We start from the raw sequence: 21,412 nt of genomic DNA on the forward strand, positions 1-21,412 counted from the left end.
GACGACCCATGGCCGCCCAGCTAATCCATGCCGACGCGGCCCTCTCGCCCCGTCCCATCTGGTGCGTGACACCGACGAACTGGCGCACCGTTGCTGGCGACCTCCCCGCCCCGGCGCTCGCCTTCGCAGAAGCCAGCGGCTTCAAGGCGGAAACTGGCGCACTGCTGGTGCTGCCGGCGGCGGATGGCGCGATTGCCGGCGTGCTGTTCAGCTGCGAGGAGGCCCCGCGCGACCCGCTGAGCTTCGGCAAGCTCGCCACCACGCTGCCGGCGGGCGACTATGTCCTCGCCCACCCCCCGGCCGATCCACGCCTTGCCGCGCTCGGATTCCTGCTGGGAGGCTACCGCTTCACCCGCTACGGCAAGCGACCCGTGGCCGATGTGCGCCTCGTGGTGCCCGATGGGACCGATGAGGGCTATCTCCGCCGCACCGCCGACGCGGTGGTGCTGACCCGCGACCTCGTCAACACCCCGGCCAACGATCTCGGCCCGGCCGAGATCGAGGCAGCGGTGCGGGCGCTGGCCGCGCGCTTCGACGCGCAGGTGAGCGTGACCACCGGCGACGATCTGCTTGCAGCCAATTTCCCGCTCATCCACGCCGTCGGCCGCGCCTCGCCGCGCGCGCCACGCCTGATCGACCTGAGCTGGGGCGACCCGGATGCGCCCAAGGTGACGCTGGTCGGCAAGGGCGTGGCTTTTGATACTGGCGGGCTCGACATCAAGCCGTCGAGCGGCATGCTGCTGATGAAGAAGGACATGGGCGGCGCCGCCAACGCCATCGGTCTCGCGCAAATGGTCATGGGGCGCGGGCTGAAGGTGCGGCTGCGCCTCATCGTGGCGGCAGTGGAGAATGCCATTGACGGCTCGGCCTTCCGCCCAGGCGACATATTCCCCTCGCGCAAGGGCCTCACTGTCGAGATCGGCAACACCGATGCCGAGGGCCGGCTGATCCTCGCCGACGCGCTGAGCCTCGCCGATGAGGAAGCGCCCGAGTTGCTGATCGACTTCGCCACCCTCACCGGCGCCGCCCGCGTCGCGCTGGGGCCGCAGCTGCCGCCGGCCTATACTGAGGATGACGTACTCGCCGTCGACCTTGCCCGCCATGGCGCGGCGGAGGCCGATCCTTCCTGGCGCATGCCGCTCTGGCAGCCCTACGCCTCGATGCTCGACAGCAAGATTGCCGACCTCAACAACGCCCCCGGCAGCGGCTTTGCCGGCTCGATCACGGCGGCGCTGTTCCTGCAACGCTTCGTCTCCCGCGCCGGCACCTGGCTGCATCTCGACATCTTTGCCTGGAACCCCTCCTCCCGCCCCGGCCGGCCGGAAGGCGGCGAGGCGCAGACCATTCGCGCGCTCGATTCCCTGCTTGCGGAGCGCTACGGCACCTGAGGCCACGCGACGCTGCGTCATATGCCGCGCCGTTAATCCTTTCTTCGTCGCGAAGCCGCCATAGTCCGGGGAACAATCCGCAACCGTAACGATTGCGGACCGGGAACACGGCAATGGCGGTCGAGCTGCGTCCATCGCAGGCGTTGCGTCTCCTGCACGAGCTCTCCCTCGCGCAGGTGCGCGACGACGCGCCCGATCTAAGCCCCCGCCAGCTCGCCATCCTGCTCAGCGTCTACCTCGAAGCGCCGCCGCACACGGTGCGTGGCCTTGCCGCCCGTCTCGGCGTCACCAAGCCGGTCATCACCCGCGCGCTCGATACGATGGGCCAGCTCCGCCTCGTCTCCCGCCGGCGCGACGAGGCGGATCGACGCAATGTCATCATCCAGCGTACGGTGGAGGGTGCGCTCTATCTGGAGCGGCTGGGCGATCTCGTCGTCGCCACCGCGAAAGCCCTGCCTCGATGACTGCCGTGACGCTCGACCCCCGCCTCACTCCCGCCCGACCCGACCTTGCCGCGCACCACCTCAAAGGCGTGGTGACGGCAGAGCGCTTTGTCGCCGGGGAGCCCCACCGCGTCATCCGCCCCGCAACCCCGGTGCGCGGCACGCCGGATCCGACGGCGCCCCTGGTCACGGAAGCGCTGTTCGGGGAGACCATGACCGTATACGAAATTGACGTCGAAGGCTGGGCCTGGGGCCAGTTGGACGCGGATTCCTATGTCGGCTGGCTGCCCGCCGAGGCGCTCGTTCCGGCGGGTCCCGTGCCGACGCACAAGGTGGCCGCGCTGCGGACCCCGGTTTTCCCCGGCCCCTCGATCAAGCTGCCGCCGAACGAGCTTCTCTCCTTCGGCAGCCGCCTCACCCTCGCCGGTACCCGCGAGCGCTTCGCGGTAACTGCAGAGGCCGGCTTCGTCTTCGCCGACCACCTGGCCCCGCTCAATGCCTTCGAGGAGGATTTCGTCGCGGTTGCCGCCCGCTTTCTCGGTGCCGCCTATCTCTGGGGCGGGCGCTCCAGCCTCGGGCTGGACTGTTCCGGCCTCGTGCAGGTGGCGCTGAATGCCTGCGGCGTTCCCTGCCCGCGCGACACGGACATGCAGGAACATGCGGTTGGGGCGCCGGTGGCCTTCTCCGGCGATCTTGGCGAATTGCGGCGCGGCGATCTGCTCTACTGGCCGGGCCATGTCGGCATTGTCGAGGACGGCGCCACCCTGCTGCACGCCACCGCCCATTTCATGTCTGTGGTGCGCGAACCGCTCGGAGCGGCGCTCGCCCGCATCGAGGCCTCCGGCACGCCGCTGCGCAGCGTGCGCCGGCTCTAACGATTTGCCTCGACAAAGGCCGCGACCCGCGCCCGGTTCAGCGCGAACCATTGCAGTGCGATCAGCACGAATCCATTGGCGAAGGACGTGGGAAACGGCGCCGTAAGGCCCGCCAGAGCCTCATCGACGGGAACGAAAAACGGCCGCGTCAGCTCAGTCTCGCCCGGCTCGCCGGCCACATCAGGCACGTCAGTGGAATCGATCAGGCCGAGATAGACCGTGGCATGTTCATCGGTCACGCCCGGCGTCGGCAGGAAGCGGGCGATCGGCAGCAGGGCGCGCGGCGCCACGCCGATCTCCTCAACGCATTCGCGGCGGGCCGCGGTCTCAACGTCTTCGCCCGGATCGACAATGCCGGCCGCGATCTCGACCAATTCGCCCTCGCCGGTGGCAAGCTGCGCGCCAAGCCGGAACTGGCGGATAAAGACGAAGCATGACGCCAACGGATCATAGGCCAGCACGCCGACCACCGAGCCGACCCGCAATATGTCGCGCTGCTGGCGCAGCCGTGCCCCTCCGGCACCCTCAAATGTCGCGATGAAGCGGTGATAGGGCCGGAAGCCCGTGGCGACCTCCTCGGGCCCGGTGAGATCGAGGTCGATGGAGCGATCAACGAGCCTGCCCGTCTTGGCCGGCCCGCTCATGAAGCGTCCACCGCTGTCTCCATGTCGAAGGCGGCCGCGAACAGCGCCCTTGTATAGGCGGTCTTCGGCTGGGCGAAGAGATCGGCGGCCGGTCCCTCCTCCACCACAACCCCGCCCTTCATCACCATCACCCGCGAGGCCAGGGCCGCGACGACGCGCAGATCATGGCTGATGAACAAGTACGTCAGGCCGCGCTTCTGCTGCAGATCGCGCAGCAGGTCGACGATCTGAGCCTGAACGATCATGTCGAGGGCACTGGTCGGTTCGTCCAGCACGACGAAGGACGGCTCAAGCACGATGGCGCGGGCGATCGCGACACGCTGGCGCTGACCGCCGGAGAACTCGTGAGGATAGCGGTGCCGGGCCTCGGGATCGAGCCCGACATCGATAAGCGCCGCGACAACGCGGGCATCGCGCTCCTCGGCACTCAGCTTGGGCTGATGGACGCGCAGCCCCTCCCCGATGATGTCCGTGACCGACATGCGCGGGCTGAGCGAGCCGAACGGGTCCTGGAACACCACCTGCATCGCCCGGCGCCGCGAACGCATCTGCTTGAAGCCGAGCGTATCGATGGGATCGCCCATGAACACGATCGGCCCTTGACTGGAGATGAGCCGCAGCAAAGCGAGGCCGAGCGTCGTCTTGCCCGAGCCGCTCTCCCCCACCACACCCAGCGTCTCGCCGCGCCGGATCTCGACCGAGATGCCGTCCACCGCCTTGATGTGGCCGACGGTGCGGCGCATCACCCCGGCCTTGATCGGGAACCAGACCTTGAGGCCGGTGGTCTCCAGGACCACGGGGGCTTCCGGGTGAGGCGAGGCCGGATTTCCTCGCGGCTGGGCGGCGATCAGCGCCTGCGTGTAGAGATGCCGGGGATGGGCGAAAAGCTCCGCCACCGGCCCTTCCTCGACGATCTTGCCATGGTTCATCACGCAGACCCGGTCGGCGATCTTGCGCACGATGCCGAGGTCATGGGTGATGAACAGCATCGCCATGCCGAGGCGACGCTGGAGATCCTTCAGCAGGGCGAGGATCTGCGCCTGCACCGTGACGTCGAGCGCCGTCGTCGGTTCGTCGGCGATCAGCAATTGCGGCTCATTGGCGAGCGCCATGGCGATCATCACTCGCTGGCGCTGGCCGCCGGAAAGCTGGTGCGGGTAGGAACCGAGCCGCGTCTCCGGCTCGGGAATGCCAACCTCGGTGAGAAGTTCGATAACCCGCTTCCGCGCCGCCGGCCCGCGCATGCCGCGATGCAGGAACAGGATCTCGGCGATCTGCTGCTCGACCGTGTGCAGCGGATTGAGCGAGCTCATCGGCTCCTGGAACACCATGGTGATGTCGTTGCCACGCACCCGGCGAATGTCGCCCTCCGCCATGGCGAGCAGGTCCTCGCCCTGAAACAGCACCTGGCCCGAGGGATGGCTGGCGGCGGGATATTGCAGCAGCTTGAGGATGGAGAGCGCCGTGACCGACTTGCCGGAGCCGCTCTCGCCGACCAGCGCAACCGTCTCGCCGCGGTTGACGTCGAAGGACACGCGGTCGACGGCAAGCGTGGAGCGTGCCCCCTGCGCGAAGGCGACGGAAAGATCGCGAATGGAAAGGAGGGGGGCGTCTTTCAACGGCGTTTCGCTCACTGGAAGGTCTTCCGGGGATCAAAGGCGTCGCGCACCGCTTCGCCGATGAAGATGAGCAGGCTCAGCATGATGGCGACGGTGAAGAAGCCCGTGAGGCCGAGCCAGGGCGCCTGGACGTTCGACTTGCCCTGAGCCAGCAATTCACCCAGCGAGGGCGAGCCGGGCGGCAGGCCGAAGCCGAGAAAGTCGAGCGCAGTCAGCGTCATCACTGAGGAGGAGACGATAAAGGGCAGCATGGTCAGCGTCGCCACCATCGCGTTGGGCAGCATGTGCCGCCACATGATGACGCCATTCGACACCCCGAGCGCCCGCGCGGCCTGGACATATTCAAAGTTGCGGGCGCGCAGGAATTCCGCTCGCACCAGCCCCACCAGCGATACCCAGGAGAACAGCAGCAGGATGCCGAGCAGCACCCAGAAGCCGGGGGCGAGGATGGAGGAGATGATGAGGAGGAGATAGAGCGCGGGGATCGAGGTCCAAATCTCGATGAAGCGCTGGAAGATCAGGTCGGTCCAGCCACCGAAATAGCCCTGCACCGCGCCGGCGGCGACGCCGATGACGGAGGAGATGATGGTGAGCACGAGGCCGAACACGACCGAGAGGCGGAAGCCGTAGATCAGACGGGCCAACACGTCGCGTCCCTGGTCATCGGTACCCAGCCAGTTCCACTCCAGCGCGTCGCAGCCGCCACTGCGCCCGAGCCTTTCCACCACCGGAGCGCATTGCGCGTCGGTCAGCATCCAGGTCGGCGGCGACGGGGCGGGGGTCGGGAGATTGAGATTGTGCGTGGAATAGGAATAGCGGATCGGCGGCCACACCATCCAGCCGCCCTTCTCATGAATGAGGTTCTGCAGATAGGGGTCGCGGTAGTCCGCCTCGGTTTCGAAATCGCCACCGAAAGTGGTCTCGGGGTAGGCGATCAGGCCGGGGAAATAATAGCCGCCGTCATATTCGATCAGGAATGGCTTGTCGTTGGCGATGAATTCCGCCCCAAGGCTGAGGATGAACAGCACGGAGAAGAGCCAGAAGCTCCACCAGCCGCGGCGGTTGCGCTTGAAATTGGCCCAGCGGCGCTGGTTGAGCGGCGACAGAAAGGGGCGGCGCGGTCGGTCGGACGCGGTATCCACCGGGGTGGGCGTCAGGGCGGTGTTGGCGGCGTCCATGCTCAGACGTCCCGCGTGTCGAAGTCGATGCGCGGATCGACCCAGGTGTAGGTGAGGTCGGAAATCAGGTTCACCACCAGCCCGACCAGCGAGAAGATGAAGAGATTGGCGAACACGACCGGGTAGTCGCGGTTGAGCACGCTCTCGAAGCCGAGCAGACCCAGCCCGTCGAGCGAGAAGATGGTTTCGATCAGCAAGGAGCCGGAGAAGAAGGCCGCGACGAACGCGCTGGGAAAGCCGGCGATGATGATGAGCATGGCGTTGCGAAACACATGCCGGTAAAGAACCGCCCGCTCCGACAGCCCCTTCATGCGCGCAGTGACGACATATTGCTTGCGGATCTCGTCGAGGAACGAGTTCTTGGTCAGCAGCGCCATGGTGGCAAAGGCGCCGAGCACCATGGAGGTGATTGGCAGCGCCAGATGCCAGAAATAGTCGAGGATCTTCCCTCCCAGCGAAAGCTCGTCCCAATTCTCCGAGGTCAGCCCGCGCAAGGGGAACCAGGAGAAGAACGAGCCGCCAGCAAACACGATGATGAGCAGGATGGCGAAGAGAAAGCTCGGAATAGCATAGCCGACAATGATGACCGCCGAGGTCCACACATCGAAGCGCGAGCCGTCCCGCACCGCCTTGGCAATGCCGAGCGGGATGGAGATGGCGTAGGTGATGAGCGTCATCCAGAGGCCGAGCGAGATCGACACCGGCATCTTCTCGGCGATCAGGTCGATCACCGACACGTCGCGGAAATAGGAGCGGCCGAAATCGAAGCGGACATAGTCCCACATCATTTTCAGGAAGCGCTCATGCGCCGGCCGGTCGAAGCCGAATTGCTTCTCCAGATCCTTGATGAAAGCCGGGTCCAACCCCTGCGCGCCGCGATATTTCGAGGAGACCGGGTCGCCGCCCGGCGCGCTCTGCTGCATGCCGCCGAAATCACCGCCGCCGCCGGAGATGCGGGCGGTGGCGGAGCTACCTTGCCCGGTCAGTTCGGCGATGACCCGCTCGACCGGCCCGCCCGGCGCGAACTGCACGACGGCGAAGGAAACCAGCATGATGCCGATGACAGTGGGCACCATCAGGGCGATGCGTCGGACGATATAGGCCAGCATACGATCAGGTTTCCTCCGCGAGGCGGGCACAAGGTGGAGGGCGGGCGCACCCGCGTCAACTTAACGTCCGTTCATGCGGCGGCTCGAGCGATTACAGGCGTTACGAAATGTCTGCCGCATGGATCGCCGTCATCCTGAGGTGCCGGCCGCAGGCCGGCCTCGAAGGATGGGGACCACCGGCACGCCGAGGCCGGCATCCTTCGCGGCTCGCTTCGCTCGCACCTCAGGATGACGTTGCGCACGCATGGCCCATCACCTCGCCGACCTCGTGCGTGCCGACCAGAGTTCCGGAATGGCACGGGCATAGGTGGGGCGCGGCGCGGCGGGCCAGCCGAACTCGTCCCAGAAAGCGATGCGGAATTCGGCCGAATACCATTGCGGCACCCAGTAGCGCCCCGCGCGCAGCCGGCGGTCGAGCACACGGCAGGCGGTGCGCAGCTGATCGCGCGTCGGCGCCGCGATCACCTCCTCGATCAACAGGTCAACGATCGGATCGGCGATGCCGGACAGATTGTTGGAACCGGGCGTGTTTGCCGCCGACGAGCCGAAATAGTTGCGCAGCGATTCACCCGGGACGGTGGAGAGCGAGAAGCGGCGCACCGTGGTGTCGAAGTCGAAGTCGTTGAGGCGGCGCTGGTATTGCGGGGAATCGACCAGGCGGAAATGCGCCTGGATGCCGAGCAGTTCGAGGTTCTTGATGAAGGGGGCCGTGTGGCGCTCCAGCCCGTTCTCGTCATCGAGGAATTCGATGGTGAGACCCTCGCCCTGCGGGTCGACGAGGCGGCCATTCTTGACCGTCCAGCCCGCCTCGCGCAGTAGCTGCGTACCCCGGCGCCGGAGCGCCCGGTCCTGGCCCGACCCGTCGGAAACCGGCGGCGACCAGGGCGGGGCCTTGAGCACCGCCACGTCCTCAGCGCTCAGCCGGTCGCCCAGGCGTGCGATCAGCGCCACCTCATCCGGGCCGGCCGGGCCTTCCGCCTTCAGGTCAGAATTCTCGAAGAAGGATGTCGTGCGCTTGTAGGCGTCGTACATCAGGTTCTTGTTGGTCCACTCGAAATCGAAGGCGTAGGACAGCGCCTCGCGCACGCGCGGATCGGCGAATTTCGACCGCCGCAGATTGAGGAACCAGCCCTGCGCACCCGATGGCGTGCGATCGGGCAGGATCTCGCGCTTCACCCTTCCCTCGTTCAGCGCCGGGAAATCGTAGCCAGTGGCCCAGGTGCGGGCGGTGAACTCCTGCCGGAACAGATAGGCCCGCGCCTTGAACGCCTCGAAGCCGACCTCGCGGTCGCGAAAATACTCGTAGCGCAGCACGTCGAAATTGTTGACGCCGACATTCACCGGCAGGTCGTTGCCCCAATAATCGGGATCGCGACGATACTCGATGAAACGCCCGACCTCGAACCGCCCGACCTTGTAGGCACCCGAGCCGAGGGGCGGCTCCAGCGAACTCGCGTCGAAGGGGGTGGCGCTGTAGTAGGCCTTGGAGAAGATCGGCAGCGAGGCGGCGAACAGCGGCACGTCGCGTGCACGCCGGGGCGCGAAACGCAGCACGACCGTCTCGGTGCCATCGGCCTCGGCGCTCTCCAAATCGCGCAGGTTCTGGGCGATGATGGGATGGCCCTTGCTCTTCAAAAGAGTGAGCGAGAAGGCGACATCCTCGGCGGTCAGCCTTGAGCCGTCATGGAAGCGCGCCTGCGGCCGCAGGCGGAAGCGGTAGACCGTCCCGTCTTCCGAAATTGCGACACTCTGCGCCACCAGACCGTAAATGGCGTCCGGCTCGTCGAAAGCCCGCGCCATCAGCGTGTCGAAGATGAGATCGAGCCCCTGCGCGCCATCGCCCTTCAAGATGTAGCCGTTCAATGAATTGAAGGTCTGGAACGACTGATTGAACGCTGCGGTAGGGCCAATCTGCGAGAAGGTGCCGCCCCTGGGTGAGGCGGGGTCGACATAGTCGAAATGGACGAAATCGGCGGGATATTTCAGGTCGCCGAACACCGACAGGCCGTGACGCTCCGGACCGTAGCCGGGAGCGCCGGTCGCCTGAGGAGCGGCGGAAGGGGGCGCGGCCTCCTGAGCAAAGGTCTGCCGGCCGAGCCAGGGCACGAGCGAGGCGCCGGCGGCGAAAGCGAGCAGGGCGCGGCGGGAGACCCCAAAGCCGTCATCCCGGACGGCCGCCACGGCCGATCCGGGACCGCGCTCCGTCGACGGCCAATGAGGATGACGATCCCGGCTCTCCGGCGCCGCCTCCGGCCGGGATGACGGCAAACGGCGCGTCCCGCCGCCGCTCACCGTGCCGCTCCGGTCTTGGCCGCCTTCTCCGCGTCCCACCACCAGATGGTGGGGAAAGAGTCCCCACCATATTCAGGCATCTGGTCGGGGTGGCTGAAACGGTTCCAGCGCGCCGTGCGGGTGTTTGGGTAGTTCCAGCTTGGAACCACATAGTCATGCGCCAGCAGCACGCGGTCGAGCGCGCGGGTCGCGGCGACCAGTTCCTCGCGGCTGGTGGCGTAGATGACCTTTTCGATCAGGGCGTCGACGCCGGGATCCTTGATGCCGGCATAATTGCCCGAGCCCTCGCGATCAGCGGCGCTGGAACCCCAGAAATCGCGCTGCTCATTGCCCGGCGAGAGCGACTGGCCCCAACCCGTGATGATCATGTCGTAGTCGCGGGCGCGCAGGCGGTTGATGTACTGGGACGTATCGACCTGACGAACAGTAACGGTGATGCCAAGTCGTTCCAGCGAGGGCTTGTAGAACAGAGCGACACGCTCGAAAGCGGGATTGGAGATCAGAATCTCCATGGTGAAGGGCTCGCCCTTCGCATTCACCAGCTTGCCACCCTTCACCTCATAGCCGGCTTCCTTGAGCAGGTTCGCCGCCTCGCGCAGATTCTTGCGTCGCAGCCCTTCGCTCCAGCCCTCGGGGTTGGTGTAGGGTGCGGTGAAGACGCTGGCGGGGATCTTGTCCTTCACGCTTTCCAGAATATCCAGCTCCAGCCCCTGCGGCAGGCCGGAAGAGGCCAGCTCGGTGTTCTGGAAATAGCTCGACGTCCGCTTGTACTGGCCGAAGAACAGGGTTCGGTTCATGCCGTCGAAGTCGAGCGCGAGATTGAGAGCGCGCCGCACCCGCTGGTCCTGGAATTTCTCGCGGCGCAGATTGGGAATGAACGCCTGCATCGATCCTGAAGACCTGTTGGGAAATTCTTCAAGGATGACCTTGCCTTCTTTCACAGCCGGAAAATTATAGGCTGTGGCCCAGTCCTTGGCCGACGATTCGATGCGGAAATCATACTGGTCGCCCTTGAAAGCTTCCAGCTCAACCGTCGAGTCGCGGAAATACTCGTAGCGCTGCTCGGCGAAATTGTCGGTGCCGATGTTCACCGGCAGGTCCTTGCCCCAGTAGTCCGGCACGCGCTCGAAGGAGATCGAGCGGCCGGGCTGCACCTCTTTGACCCTGTAGGGACCGGAGCCGAGCGGCACCTCCAGCGTACCCTGGCTGATGTCGCGCGGCTTGCCGTCCGGCCCGTTCGCCGTCCACCAGTGCTTGGGCATGACGCGCAACTGGCCGACGATCTGCGGCAGTTCGCGGTTGCCGGCCTGGTCGAAGGTGAACGTCACCTCGCGCTCGCCAGTGACGGCTGCGCCCTTCACATGGCTGTAGTAGTAAGCCTGCCGGGGATTGTTCTTGGTCAACTGCTCGAACGACCACACCACGTCGTCCGCCGTGATCGGCTGACCATCATGCCATTTCGCCTCCGGCCGCAGGCGGTAGGTCACGGAAGAGAAATCGGCGGGATAGCGCACGCTTTCTGCGATCAGGCCATACTCGGTCGCCACCTCGTCATAGGCCGACGTCATCAGCGTATCGTAGATCAGGTGAAGCCCGGCGGCCGGCGTCCCGCGCGGAATGATGTCATTCAGCGAATCGAACGTGCCGTCGACCGACTGCCGCACGAGGCCGACCTTCGGCGCATCCGGATTCACATAAGCAAAATGCTTGAAGCCGGCCGGGTATTTCGGCTCGCCCATCAGCGAGAGACCATGCCGCCATTCACCCGCCCCCGACGGCGCTGCGGCGGCCGGGGCGGGCGCGGTCTCCTGAGCCATGGCCGGGCCGAGCAGTCCGACGCCGAGGGCGACGACCGCCAGGGACCGGGTCATCGCGCCGCTCCATGCTGGCGGGCGCCGGCCATAAGCGGCGGGTCGGTCGGAGCGGCGGAACGGGGTCATGCGCGTCTTCCCTCTGGCACGTCGTCTGGCGGAGCGGCCGCGCGGCCGCTCATGACGATTATGAACATTGGTGGCGATTATGAAGGGGGCAGTCCGGAAAAGAATAAGGCCGGCGACGCATTGCGCCGCCGGCCTGACGTGATCGTGAAAGAATGTGCCCTGTCGGGCGGTCGCCTCAAGGCGTGGCGGGCGCCGCCGGAGCAGGCTCGGCCGGAGCCGGTTCCGCTGGCGCGGGAGCGGCAGGTGCTTCGGAAGCCGGGGCCTCGGGAGCGGGAGCCACAGGCGCCTCGGACGCGGGGGCCTCCGGCGCAGCCGGCGCGGGTGCCGGCACGGTGGTGGCGGGCGCGGCGGAGCCGGCCGGCGGCGGCACATTGCCGCCCGTCTCGCCAGAAGCCGGCTGTGTGGCCGCAGGCTCGGCGGCGGCGGGCGTCGCTTCCGGCGAGGGCAACGGCAAAGGGTTGTGCGACAGAGTGTTGAGGTAGGCGATCAGATCGGCGCGGTCGGTGTCCTTGGCGATGCCGGCGAAGCCCATCGAAGTACCGGGAATATGCGTCTTCGGGCTCTTGATGAAGCCATTCAGCTCCTCGAAGGTCCAGTCGCCGCCATGCGCCTTCATAGCGGCGGAATAGGCGAAGCCTTCTGCACTCGCTACCGGACGGCCGACAACGCCGTAGAGGTCCGGACCAACCTTGGCGCCGGCGCCTTCCACGAAATTGTGGCAGGCCGCGCACTTCTTCGACTGGGCCTCGCCCTTCTCAGGACTGGCGGCGGCGAGCAGCTGGGCCAGAGGAACCGCGGCCGGCTCGGCCTGTGCCTCGCCCGTCAGTTCCTCCTGCACGGCGATCTCGTAGCCGGCCTTCTCCGGCCCATGGCTGGAGAACAGGATGTCGGCGAACACGTTCAGACCGAGCGTCAACGTCAGCACGCCCAGGACCGCACCAGCAACCTTGTTCAGCTCGAAGCTGTCCATCGAAATATTCGCTCCCTCACCCGGCACGCGGACCATCCGGCTGGCCTGCAATACCCTGCGCGCAATGTATCAGCGCTCGCCTACGACCGCCAATGGCGCGCGGGAACTAATCATTTTGACGGTTCGCGTGCAACCCGTATAAGCGCGCTGCGGTGCTACGTTTCGCCACTCTGAGAGAGGCGCCCGTCACCGCGCAGGACGATGACAAGGCACCAACATGTCCTCCCAGGACACACTTATTCTTATTCCAGCCCGCATGGCCTCGACCCGCTTGCCGGGAAAGCCGCTCGCCGATCTTGGCGGCCGGTCGATGATCGTCGAAGTGGCGCGGCGTTCGGCCGCGGCAGGCATCGGCCGGGTGGTCGTCGCCACCGATGATGCCGGCGTGCAGGCTGCGGTTCAGAGCGCCGGATTCGAGGTCGCCATGACCCGCGCCGACCATGCCAGCGGCTCGGACCGAATCTTTGAGGCGCTCGGGCGCCTCGACCCGGACCGACAGGTGGCGCGCATCGTCAATGTGCAGGGCGACCTGCCGACGCTCGACCCCTCGCTCATCCGCGCCGCGCTGGACCTGCTCGACGACGCGGCGGTCGACATCGGCACGCTGGCCGCCGAAATCACCGATGCGGGCGAGCGCACCAATCCCAATGTGGTGAAGGCCGTCGGCAGCCCGATCACCCCGCGGCGGCTGCGCGCGCTCTATTTCACCCGCGCCACCGCCCCTTACGGCGAGGGGCCGCTGTTCCACCATATCGGCCTCTATGCCTATCGCCGCAGCGCGCTGGAGCGCTTCGTCACCCTGCCGCCGTCACCACTCGAGAGCCGGGAGAAGCTGGAACAGCTGCGTGCGCTGGAGGCCGGCATGCGGATCGATGTCGCCATCGTCGACACCGTCCCGCTCGGGGTCGATACGCCGGAAGATCTGGAAAAGGCGCGCGCCATGCTCGCCCGGGAAGCGGCGCATGTTCAGGCCGCTCACGAATCAAGGACACTCTCATGACCAGCCGCCGCACCATCGTCTTCCAGGGCGAGCCGGGCGCGAACTCGCATATCGCCTGCCGCGAGGTTTATCCCGATCACGAGGCCTTGCCCTGCGCTACCTTCGAGGACGCCTTCGCCGCGCTCCAGAATGGCGAGGCCGATCTCGGCATGATCCCGATCGAGAATTCGGTCGCCGGGCGGGTGGCGGACATCCACCACCTGATGCCGACCTCCGGGCTCACCATCATCGGCGAGTTCTTCCTGCCGCTCTCCCACCAGCTGATGGCCATCAAGGGCGCCTCGCTGGCGACGGTGAAGTCGGCGGAGAGCCATGTCATGGCGCTCGGCCAGTGCCGCAACATCATCCGCAAGCTGGGGCTTAAGGCCATTGTCGGTGCCGACACCGCCGGCTCGGCGCGTCTGGTGGCGGAATCGCAGGACCCGACGCGCGCCGCCATCGCCTCGCGCCTCGCCGCCGAAATCTATGGCCTCGACATTATCGCCGAGAATATCGAGGACGAGGCCCACAATACCACCCGCTTCGTCATACTGGCGAAGGAGGGCGAATGGGCTCCGGCCAATAACGGGCCGACCGTGACCACCTTCGTGTTCCGCGTGCGCAACGTGCCGGCGGCGCTGTACAAGGCGATGGGCGGATTCGCCACCAATGGCGTGAACATGACGAAGCTGGAATCCTACCAGCTCGACGGCGAGTTCTTCGCCACCCAGTTCTATGCCGATGTCGACGGCCATCCGGACGATCCGGCCCTCAAGCTGGCGCTGGAGGAGCTGTCGTTCTTCTCAAAGGAAGTACGGATTCTGGGGGTTTATCCCGCCCACGCCTACCGGATCGCGCTGAGGGCCTGAGGGGCACGCCGGCGCCGACGTCATCCCGGCCGAGCACGGCGAGAGCCGGAATCGTTCTCCGGCGTCTCGCGATCCCGGATCGGTCCTGCGGACCGTCCGGGATGACAATGCAACGAAGAGCGGTGGACCCGCCCTACTCCGCCGCCTCACCAGCGGCGCGTTCCTCGGCATCCTCGATGGTCTTCAAGGCGTCGGGATGCGGCATAGAGATGATGTTGTAGCCGGAATCGACGAAATGGACCTCGCCGGTAACGCCGGTCGAGAGGTCCGAGAGCAGATACAGCGCGGCGCCGCCGACCTCGTCGATCGAGACGGTGCGGCGCAGCGGGGCATGGCGCTTCTGGTAGTTGAACATGAGGCGCGCATCGGCGATGCCGGCACCCGCCAGGGTACGGATCGGGCCAGCGGAAATCGCGTTCACGCGCACCCCCTGCGGACCGTAATCGGCGGCGAGGTAGCGCACGCTCGCCTCCAGCGCCGCCTTGGCGACGCCCATCACATTGTAGTTGGGCATCACCCGCGTGGAACCGCCATAGGTGAGCGTGATCAGCGAACCGCCATCCGTCATCAGCGGCGCCGCACGCTTGGCGAGCTCGGTGAAGGAGAAGCAGGAAATCACCATGGTGCGCGTGAAGTTCGCCCGCGTGGTGTCGGCGTAGAGGCCCTTCAGCTCGTTCTTGTCGGAGAAGCCTATGGCATGGACGAGAAAGTCCAACGTGCCCCACTTTTCCTTCAGCGCCGCGAAGACCGCGTCGACAGAGGCAAGGTCCTCGACATCGCAGGGCAGCAGCGTGTCGCTGCCCAGGCTCTGCGCGAGCGGCTTGACCCGGCGGCCGAGCGCCTCGCCCTGATAGGTGAAGGCGAGTTCGGCGCCCTGCGCCGCCAGCGTCCGGGCAATGCCCCAGGCGATGGAATGGTCATTCGCGACGCCCATGATAAGGCCGCGCTTCCCCTGCATCAGGCTCATGCTGGCTGTCCCTTCCGCCGCCGCGCCGCGTCGATCAAGCTTCGGGATGCTGGAAGACCAGCACCGCATTGGCTCCGCCGAAGCCGAAGCCGTTGGAGAGCACCCGCTCCAGCCGCACATTGTCGACGCGCTCGCGCACGATCGGCATGTCGGCGAAGGCTGGGTCGATCTCGTCGATATGGGCGCTGGCCGAGATGAAGCCGTTCTGCATCATCAGCATCGAGTAGATCGCCTCATGCACACCGGTCGCGCCCTGCGAATGGCCAGTGAGCGACTTGGTGGCCGAAATCGGCGGCGCCTTGTCGCCGAACACGGCACGGATCGCCTCGATCTCCTTGAGATCGCCGATCGGGGTCGAGGTGGCGTGCGGATTGATGTAGTCGATGCCGCCCTTCACGCCGGACATAGCCAGCTTCATGGCGCGGGCCGCGCCCTCGCCCGAAGGGGCGACCATGTCGGCGCCGTCCGAGGTGGCGCCATAGCCGACGATCTCGGCATAGATACGCGCGCCACGGGCCTTGGCATGTTCCAGTTCTTCGAGAACCAGCACGCCGGCGCCGCCGGAGATGACAAAGCCGTCGCGATTCTTGTCATAGGGGCGGGAGGCAACGGCCGGACGGTCATTATAATCGGACGACATGGCGCCCATGGCGTCGAACAGGCAGGACAGCGTCCAGTCGAGATCCTCGCAGCCGCCAGCGAACATGATGTCCTGCTTGCCGTACTGGATCATCTCGGCAGCATTGCCGATGCAGATATTGGTCGTCGCGCAGGCGGCCGAAATCGAATAGCTCAGCCCCTTGATCTTGAACCAGGTGGACAGCGTGGCCGACGCCGTCGAGCCCATCGCCTTCGGCACAGCGAAGGGGCCGACGCGCTTCGGGCTCGAATTCTTGCGGGTGATGTCCGCCGCCTCGACGATGGTGCGGGTGGAGGAGCCGCCCGAGCCCATGATGAGGCCGGTGCGTTCATGCGAGATTTCGTGCTCTTCCAGCCCGGCATCCCGGATCGCCTGGTCCATGGCCACATGGTTCCAGGCGGTGCCGCCGCCATGGAAGCGCATGGCGCGGCGGTCGACCACCTCGCTGGCGTCCAGCTGAGGCGCGCCATGCACCTGGCTGCGGAAGCCGAGTTCGGCATAGGTTTCGGCCCGGCGAATGCCGCTTCGGCCCTCACGCAGCGAGGCGAGAACCTCCTGCGTGGAGTTGCCGATGGACGAGACGATGCCCATTCCGGTTACGACAACACGGCGCATAGGCTTCCTTTCCTTCAAAGCACGCGAGGGGATCTAGGCACGCGAAATGGCCCTGCGGGTACACCCCCGCAAGGGCGCGGGCGTCAGGACTGGAACAGGCCGACCTTCAGGTCGCCCGCCCGATAGATGACCTCGCCATCGGCTTCCACCCAGCCATCGGCAATGCCGAGAACCAGCTTGGAGCGCATGACGCGCTTGAAATCGATCCCGTACACAACCTTCTTTACGGTCGGCAGAACCTGACCGGAAAACTTGATCTCGCCGGCACCGAGCGCCCGACCGCGGCCGGGGGAACCGAGCCAGCCGAGATGGAAGCCAACCAGCTGCCAGAGCGCATCGAGGCCGAGGCAGCCAGGCATGACAGGGTCGCCAATGAAGTGGCAGCCGAAGAACCAGAGGTCCGGCCGGATGTCGAGTTCGGCGCGCACATGGCCCTTACCGTTCGGGCCGCCATCCTCGGAAATCTCGGTGATGCGATCGAACATCAGCATCGGCGGCGCGGGAAGCTGCGCGTTGCCCGGTCCGAAAAGCTCTCCGCGCCCGCACGCGAGCAGTTCCTCGTAAGTGAAGCTCGTCTGCCGCTCGACCATCGTTTCGGTAATACCCACGCTTGCTGTTTCCATTGCCTTGAGCGACCCGCGGCCGCCGTTCTTCGCGGCATGGGCGCGGGCTTGTTCCCGCTCCGGCCGCCTGACGCAGCGCGCTTCCTATCACAGCGCCCCGCCCGCTCAAAGCCGCTGCGCCCCGGCGGGAGCATTCAAAATGTCACCTAGGTGACGGCACCCTGGCACCATGACACGGGAAAAGTACAGCCGCCCCTCGCGGCATTGCGGCGTCGATGGCGGCGCAGATTGGAACCATTACGATTATTCCGCACGATATTGCCCCACCGCCCGGCGTACCGATATAATGCTTGGTGAAAATGGCACCGTGCGCGTGCTTCCCGCGTCGCCGGGCGGTGCGCCTGATGCCTGTTGTGCTGCGGATCGACCTTACCCCCTTCGGGGCGGGAAAGGCGGTAATGATGGTTCGGAAGAAAAGATGAGCGAAGGCTTTCGCCCCCAGAACCTGGCCTTCTCCCGCATGGTCGTGGAGGAAGATGGCCCCATCCTGCCCGTCGCCAAGCTGCGTGACGGCGCCGGCCGTACCGGCTGCCCGTTCCACGACGTGCGGCACATGTTGCGCGATGTCGGCCTGCGCCCCACCCGCCAGCGCCTTGCGCTCGGCTGGCTGCTATTCGCCAAGGGCGACCGCCACGTATCGGCGGAAATCCTGCACGAAGAGGCGATCAAGGCGCGCTTCCCGGTGTCGCTGGCCACTGTCTACAACACGCTGCATCAGTTCACCGAGGTTGGCCTGCTGCGCGAGTTGGCGGTCGACGGGTCGAAGACCTATTTCGACACCAATCCGTCGGATCACCACCACTTCTTCCTGGAAGGCGAGAACAATCTCGTCGACATTCCCAGCGCCTCGGTCGAGGTGGAGCGCATTCCCGAGCCGCCGGAAGGCTATGAGGTTGCGCGTGTCGACGTGGTGGTCCGCCTGCGCCCCAAGCGCCGCTCGTAGCACCACAGGCGCTCCGCATTGCTTTCAAAGGCCGGTCGGGTGACCGGCCTTTTTCATTGCGGTCCCGCAGAGCAGGCGCCGGTCGGCGTGGTTCAATCGGATCGTATCGCGCTCTGGCCGGCCCGCAGAAACGCCGCCAGTTCGCGCAGCGCCGCCTTGGCGGACGCGTCGCCGGTGCGGGCGACCAGCATCACCGTGGCCGCCGGGAGCGCCGGCAGGCCCAGCGCCGGGCCGACATCCACACTGCCGAGGGGCGCAAGATGGGCGGCCAGCGGCGCCACGGCCAGCCCCGCGGCAACTGCCGCGCCGACCGAAGAGACGCTACCGCCGGTGAAGGCCTCGTGCCAGGCGATACTGGCGGAATCGAGCCCCTCGATCGCCTTGGCGCGCACGCCGCAGGGTGACGCCAGCAACGCCAGCGGCAGCGAATCGCCGCGCGCCTGCCAGTCGCCGGCGGCAAACCAGCCATAGCGATCCTGCCGCAGATTCTCCCCTTCCCTCCGGCTGCCCTCGCGCCGCACCACGGCCGCGTCGAGTTCACCAGCATCGAAGGCGTCGCAAAGCACCTGCGAGAACCCCATGCGGATGTCGAACACGATGCCGGGACTGACCGCCGCAAGTCGACGCAGCAGTGCCGGCAGCGTATCGCCGGTGGTGTGGTCACTGATGCCCAGCCGCAGCCTGCGCGTGGGCGCCGTATCCCACAGGCGAGCCTCACGATCCGCCGCCAGCAAGCGGTGGGCGCGCTCCAGAAACTGCGAGCCATCGGCGGTGAGACGCACCAGGCGCGGCGTGCGCTCCAGCAGAGTGCGGCCGAGCCGCGCCTCCAACTTGCGCAGCTTGAGGCTCACCCCCGCCTGCGTGCCGCCCAGCGCCTCGGCGGCGCGGGTGAAGCTGGAGAGCTCGGCCACATGCACGAAGGCGCGGACGAGGTCGAGATCGAGGGGGCGATCAGTCATAATGAAATGCTATCATTGATAGTTTTAATGATAGCATTCTATCATGTATCGGCACGCTCTACGACTCCCCTCACACACCGCGAAGGGAGCCCTGCCATGCCGATGATCCAGATACGATTCGCCACGCCCTCGGGCGTCCCGGGGCTGGAGGCCGCGATCGCTCAACGCGCCGCGCAGCTGGCGCAGGACCGGCTGGGCAAGGACCCTTCGGTGACCGCCGTTCTGGTAGAGCCGGCCGATCCGGCGCACTGGTTCTGCGCCGGAAAAAGCTTGGCAGAACAAGGCCTTGCTGCGTTCTGGCTCGACATCCGCGTGACCGAAGGGACCAACACCAAGGACGAGAAGGCCGCCTTCATCGCCGCTTCCTTCGCAGCGATGGGCGAACTTCTGGGGCCGCTCCACATGGAGAGCTATGTGCATGTGGTGGAAGCGCGCGGCGACGCCTATGGCTATGGCGGGCTCACCCAGGAGCGGCGCTATATCGCCGCCCGCCTGGGGTGACGCTCACTCCAGCTTTTCGCCGGGATAGACGCCCCAAAGGCGTTCCTGCTCGATATAGCCGTCGAAGCCATTGTCGAAGAAGCGGCACCATTTGCCGTCGCAATGCTCGACCTTGCCGAGCACGCCGGCCTCGAGCCGGGCGCGGACCGGCGAGCCCGTGGAAGGTTCAGCATAAAGCGATATTTCCTCGCCGGCCTTCCACGGATTGACCAGTGCCGTGCGCCGACCCGACAGCATGGAGTGATAGACCCAGCCCTCCGCCCCATCGGCATCGCGGATCCGCCGCCATGTCTCGAATTCGGCAGTAATTTCAACGGGTAACCCGGCGCGGGTGAACACCCAGGCCACGCCATGATCGCGGGTGGGGCCGGAGCGGACGTTCACTTTGTCGGCCTTCAGGCTGACAAAGCGCGGCACGGGCAGGCCGCTGGTGCGCCCAACCGGGCCCGCCATATCGGCTGGCGCCGGCTCCTGAGCCCTGGCCGGTGAGTACGATGTGGTGGACAGTGAGGCCGAAGAGACCACACAGGCCAGCAGAAAACTCGTCATCGGCAGCTTCGTCCGGCCTCGAAGCTTGTTGTTATGCATCGTCTCAATCACCCTTCGCCCATCGCGGCGGCACCTGTCCGGCAGCACGATCGTGAAAACACGCCTGCACTGCGAATCGGTGCATTTTTGTGTTTCCCGGACCTGTCTGCTAAGGAACGCCTCGCCCGGTTTTGGCGCGAGTGTGGGGCCCGTAGCGTTAACGGGAGCTTGATCGCCACGGTGAATCGTACGGGGAGCAACATGGCCCGCAGGAAGCCGCTGGTCGTCGTGACGCGAAAGCTGCCCGACAAGATCGAAACCCGCATGCGCGAGCTGTTCGACGCGCGGCTCAATGTCGACGACGTGCCGATGAGCCAGGCCGACCTGTGCGAGGCGATGGCCACCGCCGACGTGCTGGTTCCCGCCATCTGCGACCGGATCGACGCCCGGGTGATCGAGGCCGCTGGCCCCAATCTCAAGCTGATCGCCAATTTCGGCAATGGCGTCGACCATATCGACGTCACGGGCGCGACGAATCGCGGCATCACCATCACCAACACGCCGGGCGTCCTCACCGAGGACACCGCCGACATGACCATGGCGCTGATTCTCGCCGTGCCGCGCCGGCTCACCGAGGGGGCGGCGCTGATTACCAGCGATGACGGCGCCTGGCCCGGCTGGTCGCCGACCTGGATGCTGGGCCACCGCATCTGGGGCAAGCGGCTCGGCATCATCGGCATGGGCCGCATCGGCCAGGCGGTCGCCCGCCGCGCCCGCGCCTTCGGCCTGCAGATCCACTACCACAACCGCCGTCCCCTGCCCGCCCAGATCGAGGAAGATCTGGAAGCGACCTATTGGGACAGCCTCGACCAGATGCTGGCGCGGATGGACATTCTCTCCATCAACTGCCCGCACACGCCGGCCACCTTCCATCTGCTCTCCGCCCGCCGGCTGAAGCTGGTGCGGCCGGACGCCTATATCGTCAACACCGCGCGCGGCGAGGTGATCGACGAGCATGCGCTGATCCGCATGATCGAGCATGGCGAGATCGCCGGCGCCGGCCTCGACGTGTTCGAGCGCGAGCCGGCGGTAAGCCCGAAGCTGCTCAAGCTCGCCCGCGCCGGCAAGGTGGTGCTGCTGCCGCATATGGGCTCGGCCACGGTGGAGGCCCGCGTCGACACCGGCGAGAAGGTGATCGTCAACATCAAGGCGTTCATGGACGGCCACCGCCCGCCCGACCGGGTGCTGCCGGCGATGCTGTAGGGCGGGCTGAGGCCTGCATGCGTGCCCCCGGACCAGCCGCGCCTCGCGCGGCGCCGATCCGGGCCCA

Annotated in this window: 20 protein-coding genes; 8 read left to right on the forward strand and 12 right to left on the reverse strand. The window is 66.4% G+C overall.

The genetic code is table 11. The features are described 5' to 3' along the window. Positions 1–8: 8 nt before the first annotated feature. From BLO63_RS06855 to BLO63_RS06865, 3 genes are all read left to right on the forward strand, one after another. A complete protein-coding gene (locus BLO63_RS06855) occupies positions 9–1,388 on the forward strand; it encodes a leucyl aminopeptidase family protein (RefSeq protein WP_091438083.1) in 1,380 nt (459 codons plus the stop codon). A gap of 113 nt (positions 1,389–1,501) precedes the next feature. After that, positions 1,502–1,852: a MarR family transcriptional regulator gene (locus BLO63_RS06860; RefSeq protein ID WP_091438086.1), complete on the forward strand. Its 351-nt coding sequence runs from the start codon at positions 1,502–1,504 to the stop codon at positions 1,850–1,852. After that, positions 1,849–2,706 carry a C40 family peptidase gene (locus BLO63_RS06865; RefSeq protein WP_205409276.1) on the forward strand — a complete coding sequence of 286 codons (858 nt, stop codon included), beginning with the start codon at positions 1,849–1,851 and terminating at the stop codon, positions 2,704–2,706. Before BLO63_RS06860 ends, BLO63_RS06865 begins: the two co-directional genes overlap by 4 nt. On the opposite strand, the gene BLO63_RS06870 is transcribed toward BLO63_RS06865, so the two are convergent. The 7 genes from BLO63_RS06870 to BLO63_RS06900 all read right to left on the reverse strand — a co-directional run bounded on the left by BLO63_RS06870 (position 2,703) and on the right by BLO63_RS06900 (position 12,458). Beyond that, positions 2,703–3,350 (reverse strand): NUDIX domain-containing protein, encoded by a 648-nt coding sequence (locus BLO63_RS06870; RefSeq protein ID WP_091438090.1) that lies wholly within the window; start codon positions 3,348–3,350, stop codon positions 2,703–2,705. The genes BLO63_RS06865 and BLO63_RS06870 overlap by 4 nt on opposite strands. Beyond that, entirely contained in the window at positions 3,347–4,984 is a 1,638-nt protein-coding gene (locus tag BLO63_RS06875; RefSeq protein WP_091438093.1) for an ABC transporter ATP-binding protein, read from the reverse strand. Before BLO63_RS06875 ends, BLO63_RS06870 begins: the two co-directional genes overlap by 4 nt. Next, the gene (locus BLO63_RS06880) at positions 4,981–6,147 is read right to left on the reverse strand and encodes an ABC transporter permease (protein WP_091438097.1); all 1,167 of its coding nucleotides are present in this window, start codon (positions 6,145–6,147) and stop codon (positions 4,981–4,983) included. Before BLO63_RS06880 ends, BLO63_RS06875 begins: the two co-directional genes overlap by 4 nt. A 2-nt stretch (positions 6,148–6,149) precedes the next feature. Next, positions 6,150–7,256 (reverse strand): microcin C ABC transporter permease YejB, encoded by a 1,107-nt coding sequence (locus BLO63_RS06885; protein WP_091438100.1) that lies wholly within the window; start codon positions 7,254–7,256, stop codon positions 6,150–6,152. A gap of 252 nt (positions 7,257–7,508) precedes the next feature. Continuing rightward, entirely contained in the window at positions 7,509–9,437 is a 1,929-nt protein-coding gene (locus BLO63_RS06890; RefSeq protein ID WP_244517698.1) for an extracellular solute-binding protein, read from the reverse strand. 107 nt (positions 9,438–9,544) lie between these two features. Then, entirely contained in the window at positions 9,545–11,419 is a 1,875-nt protein-coding gene (locus tag BLO63_RS06895) for an extracellular solute-binding protein (protein WP_091438106.1), read from the reverse strand. Positions 11,420–11,663: 244 nt separating this feature from the next. Next, on the reverse strand, positions 11,664–12,458 hold the full coding sequence (locus tag BLO63_RS06900; protein WP_091438109.1) for a c-type cytochrome: 795 nt from the start codon (positions 12,456–12,458) through the stop codon (positions 11,664–11,666). Between the two features lie 217 nt (positions 12,459–12,675). On the opposite strand from BLO63_RS06900, the gene BLO63_RS06905 reads away from it, so the two are divergent. Together BLO63_RS06905 and BLO63_RS06910 are read left to right on the forward strand one after the other, a co-directional pair. Continuing rightward, complete coding sequence (locus BLO63_RS06905; RefSeq protein ID WP_091438112.1) at positions 12,676–13,458, forward strand: 3-deoxy-manno-octulosonate cytidylyltransferase; 783 nt, start codon at positions 12,676–12,678, stop codon at positions 13,456–13,458. Next, positions 13,455–14,306 (forward strand): prephenate dehydratase, encoded by an 852-nt coding sequence (locus BLO63_RS06910; RefSeq protein ID WP_091438115.1) that lies wholly within the window; start codon positions 13,455–13,457, stop codon positions 14,304–14,306. Before BLO63_RS06905 ends, BLO63_RS06910 begins: the two co-directional genes overlap by 4 nt. A gap of 133 nt (positions 14,307–14,439) precedes the next feature. On the opposite strand, the gene fabI is transcribed toward BLO63_RS06910, so the two are convergent. The 3 genes from fabI to fabA form a co-directional block, all read right to left on the reverse strand. Next, on the reverse strand, positions 14,440–15,273 hold the full coding sequence (gene fabI / locus BLO63_RS06915; protein WP_091438117.1) for an enoyl-ACP reductase FabI: 834 nt from the start codon (positions 15,271–15,273) through the stop codon (positions 14,440–14,442). Between the two features lie 34 nt (positions 15,274–15,307). After that, the gene (gene fabB, locus BLO63_RS06920) at positions 15,308–16,528 is read right to left on the reverse strand and encodes a beta-ketoacyl-ACP synthase I (protein ID WP_091438120.1); all 1,221 of its coding nucleotides are present in this window, start codon (positions 16,526–16,528) and stop codon (positions 15,308–15,310) included. An 83-nt stretch (positions 16,529–16,611) separates the two neighbouring features. Beyond that, a complete protein-coding gene (fabA, locus tag BLO63_RS06925) occupies positions 16,612–17,118 on the reverse strand; it encodes a 3-hydroxyacyl-[acyl-carrier-protein] dehydratase FabA (protein ID WP_091438124.1) in 507 nt (168 codons plus the stop codon). Between the two features lie 451 nt (positions 17,119–17,569). Between fabA and irrA the strand changes: the two genes are divergently transcribed. Beyond that, a complete protein-coding gene (gene irrA / locus BLO63_RS06930; RefSeq protein ID WP_091438125.1) occupies positions 17,570–18,094 on the forward strand; it encodes an iron response transcriptional regulator IrrA in 525 nt (174 codons plus the stop codon). A gap of 92 nt (positions 18,095–18,186) precedes the next feature. On the opposite strand, the gene BLO63_RS06935 is transcribed toward irrA, so the two are convergent. Continuing rightward, positions 18,187–19,053, reverse strand: coding sequence for a LysR substrate-binding domain-containing protein (locus BLO63_RS06935; RefSeq protein WP_091438128.1), 867 nt, complete (start codon positions 19,051–19,053; stop codon positions 18,187–18,189). A gap of 96 nt (positions 19,054–19,149) precedes the next feature. On the opposite strand from BLO63_RS06935, the gene BLO63_RS06940 reads away from it, so the two are divergent. After that, complete coding sequence (locus BLO63_RS06940; protein WP_091438129.1) at positions 19,150–19,554, forward strand: tautomerase family protein; 405 nt, start codon at positions 19,150–19,152, stop codon at positions 19,552–19,554. 3 nt (positions 19,555–19,557) lie between these two features. Here the strand turns inward: BLO63_RS06940 and BLO63_RS06945 are convergent, their stop codons facing one another. Beyond that, complete coding sequence (locus tag BLO63_RS06945) at positions 19,558–20,142, reverse strand: SH3 domain-containing protein (RefSeq protein WP_244517700.1); 585 nt, start codon at positions 20,140–20,142, stop codon at positions 19,558–19,560. A 201-nt stretch (positions 20,143–20,343) separates the two neighbouring features. On the opposite strand from BLO63_RS06945, the gene BLO63_RS06950 reads away from it, so the two are divergent. Further along, positions 20,344–21,345: a 2-hydroxyacid dehydrogenase gene (locus tag BLO63_RS06950; protein ID WP_091438134.1), complete on the forward strand. Its 1,002-nt coding sequence runs from the start codon at positions 20,344–20,346 to the stop codon at positions 21,343–21,345. Positions 21,346–21,412: the final 67 nt, after the last annotated feature.

This window comes from Ancylobacter rudongensis, from assembly GCF_900100155.1.
GTDB lineage: Bacteria > Pseudomonadota > Alphaproteobacteria > Rhizobiales > Xanthobacteraceae > Ancylobacter > Ancylobacter rudongensis.

Excerpts from the sequence above, each read along its gene's own strand:
- BLO63_RS06865 (WP_205409276.1), top strand. The coding sequence starts at position 1,849 with ATGACTGCCGTGACGCTCGACCCCCGCCTCACTCCCGCCCGACCCGAC.
- BLO63_RS06900 (WP_091438109.1), bottom strand. The coding sequence starts at position 12,458 with ATGGACAGCTTCGAGCTGAACAAGGTTGCTGGTGCGGTCCTGGGCGTG.
- irrA (WP_091438125.1), top strand. The coding sequence starts at position 17,570 with ATGAGCGAAGGCTTTCGCCCCCAGAACCTGGCCTTCTCCCGCATGGTC.
- fabB (WP_091438120.1), bottom strand. The coding sequence starts at position 16,528 with ATGCGCCGTGTTGTCGTAACCGGAATGGGCATCGTCTCGTCCATCGGC.
- BLO63_RS06910 (WP_091438115.1), top strand. The coding sequence starts at position 13,455 with ATGACCAGCCGCCGCACCATCGTCTTCCAGGGCGAGCCGGGCGCGAAC.
- fabI (WP_091438117.1), bottom strand. The coding sequence starts at position 15,273 with ATGAGCCTGATGCAGGGGAAGCGCGGCCTTATCATGGGCGTCGCGAAT.
- BLO63_RS06895 (WP_091438106.1), bottom strand. The coding sequence starts at position 11,419 with ATGACCCGGTCCCTGGCGGTCGTCGCCCTCGGCGTCGGACTGCTCGGC.
- BLO63_RS06880 (WP_091438097.1), bottom strand. The coding sequence starts at position 6,147 with ATGGACGCCGCCAACACCGCCCTGACGCCCACCCCGGTGGATACCGCG.
- BLO63_RS06950 (WP_091438134.1), top strand. The coding sequence starts at position 20,344 with ATGGCCCGCAGGAAGCCGCTGGTCGTCGTGACGCGAAAGCTGCCCGAC.
- BLO63_RS06860 (WP_091438086.1), top strand. The coding sequence starts at position 1,502 with ATGGCGGTCGAGCTGCGTCCATCGCAGGCGTTGCGTCTCCTGCACGAG.
- BLO63_RS06940 (WP_091438129.1), top strand. The coding sequence starts at position 19,150 with ATGCCGATGATCCAGATACGATTCGCCACGCCCTCGGGCGTCCCGGGG.
- BLO63_RS06945 (WP_244517700.1), bottom strand. The coding sequence starts at position 20,142 with ATGCATAACAACAAGCTTCGAGGCCGGACGAAGCTGCCGATGACGAGT.
- BLO63_RS06855 (WP_091438083.1), top strand. The coding sequence starts at position 9 with ATGGCCGCCCAGCTAATCCATGCCGACGCGGCCCTCTCGCCCCGTCCC.
- BLO63_RS06935 (WP_091438128.1), bottom strand. The coding sequence starts at position 19,053 with ATGACTGATCGCCCCCTCGATCTCGACCTCGTCCGCGCCTTCGTGCAT.
- BLO63_RS06905 (WP_091438112.1), top strand. The coding sequence starts at position 12,676 with ATGTCCTCCCAGGACACACTTATTCTTATTCCAGCCCGCATGGCCTCG.
- BLO63_RS06870 (WP_091438090.1), bottom strand. The coding sequence starts at position 3,350 with ATGAGCGGGCCGGCCAAGACGGGCAGGCTCGTTGATCGCTCCATCGAC.
- BLO63_RS06885 (WP_091438100.1), bottom strand. The coding sequence starts at position 7,256 with ATGCTGGCCTATATCGTCCGACGCATCGCCCTGATGGTGCCCACTGTC.
- fabA (WP_091438124.1), bottom strand. The coding sequence starts at position 17,118 with ATGGTCGAGCGGCAGACGAGCTTCACTTACGAGGAACTGCTCGCGTGC.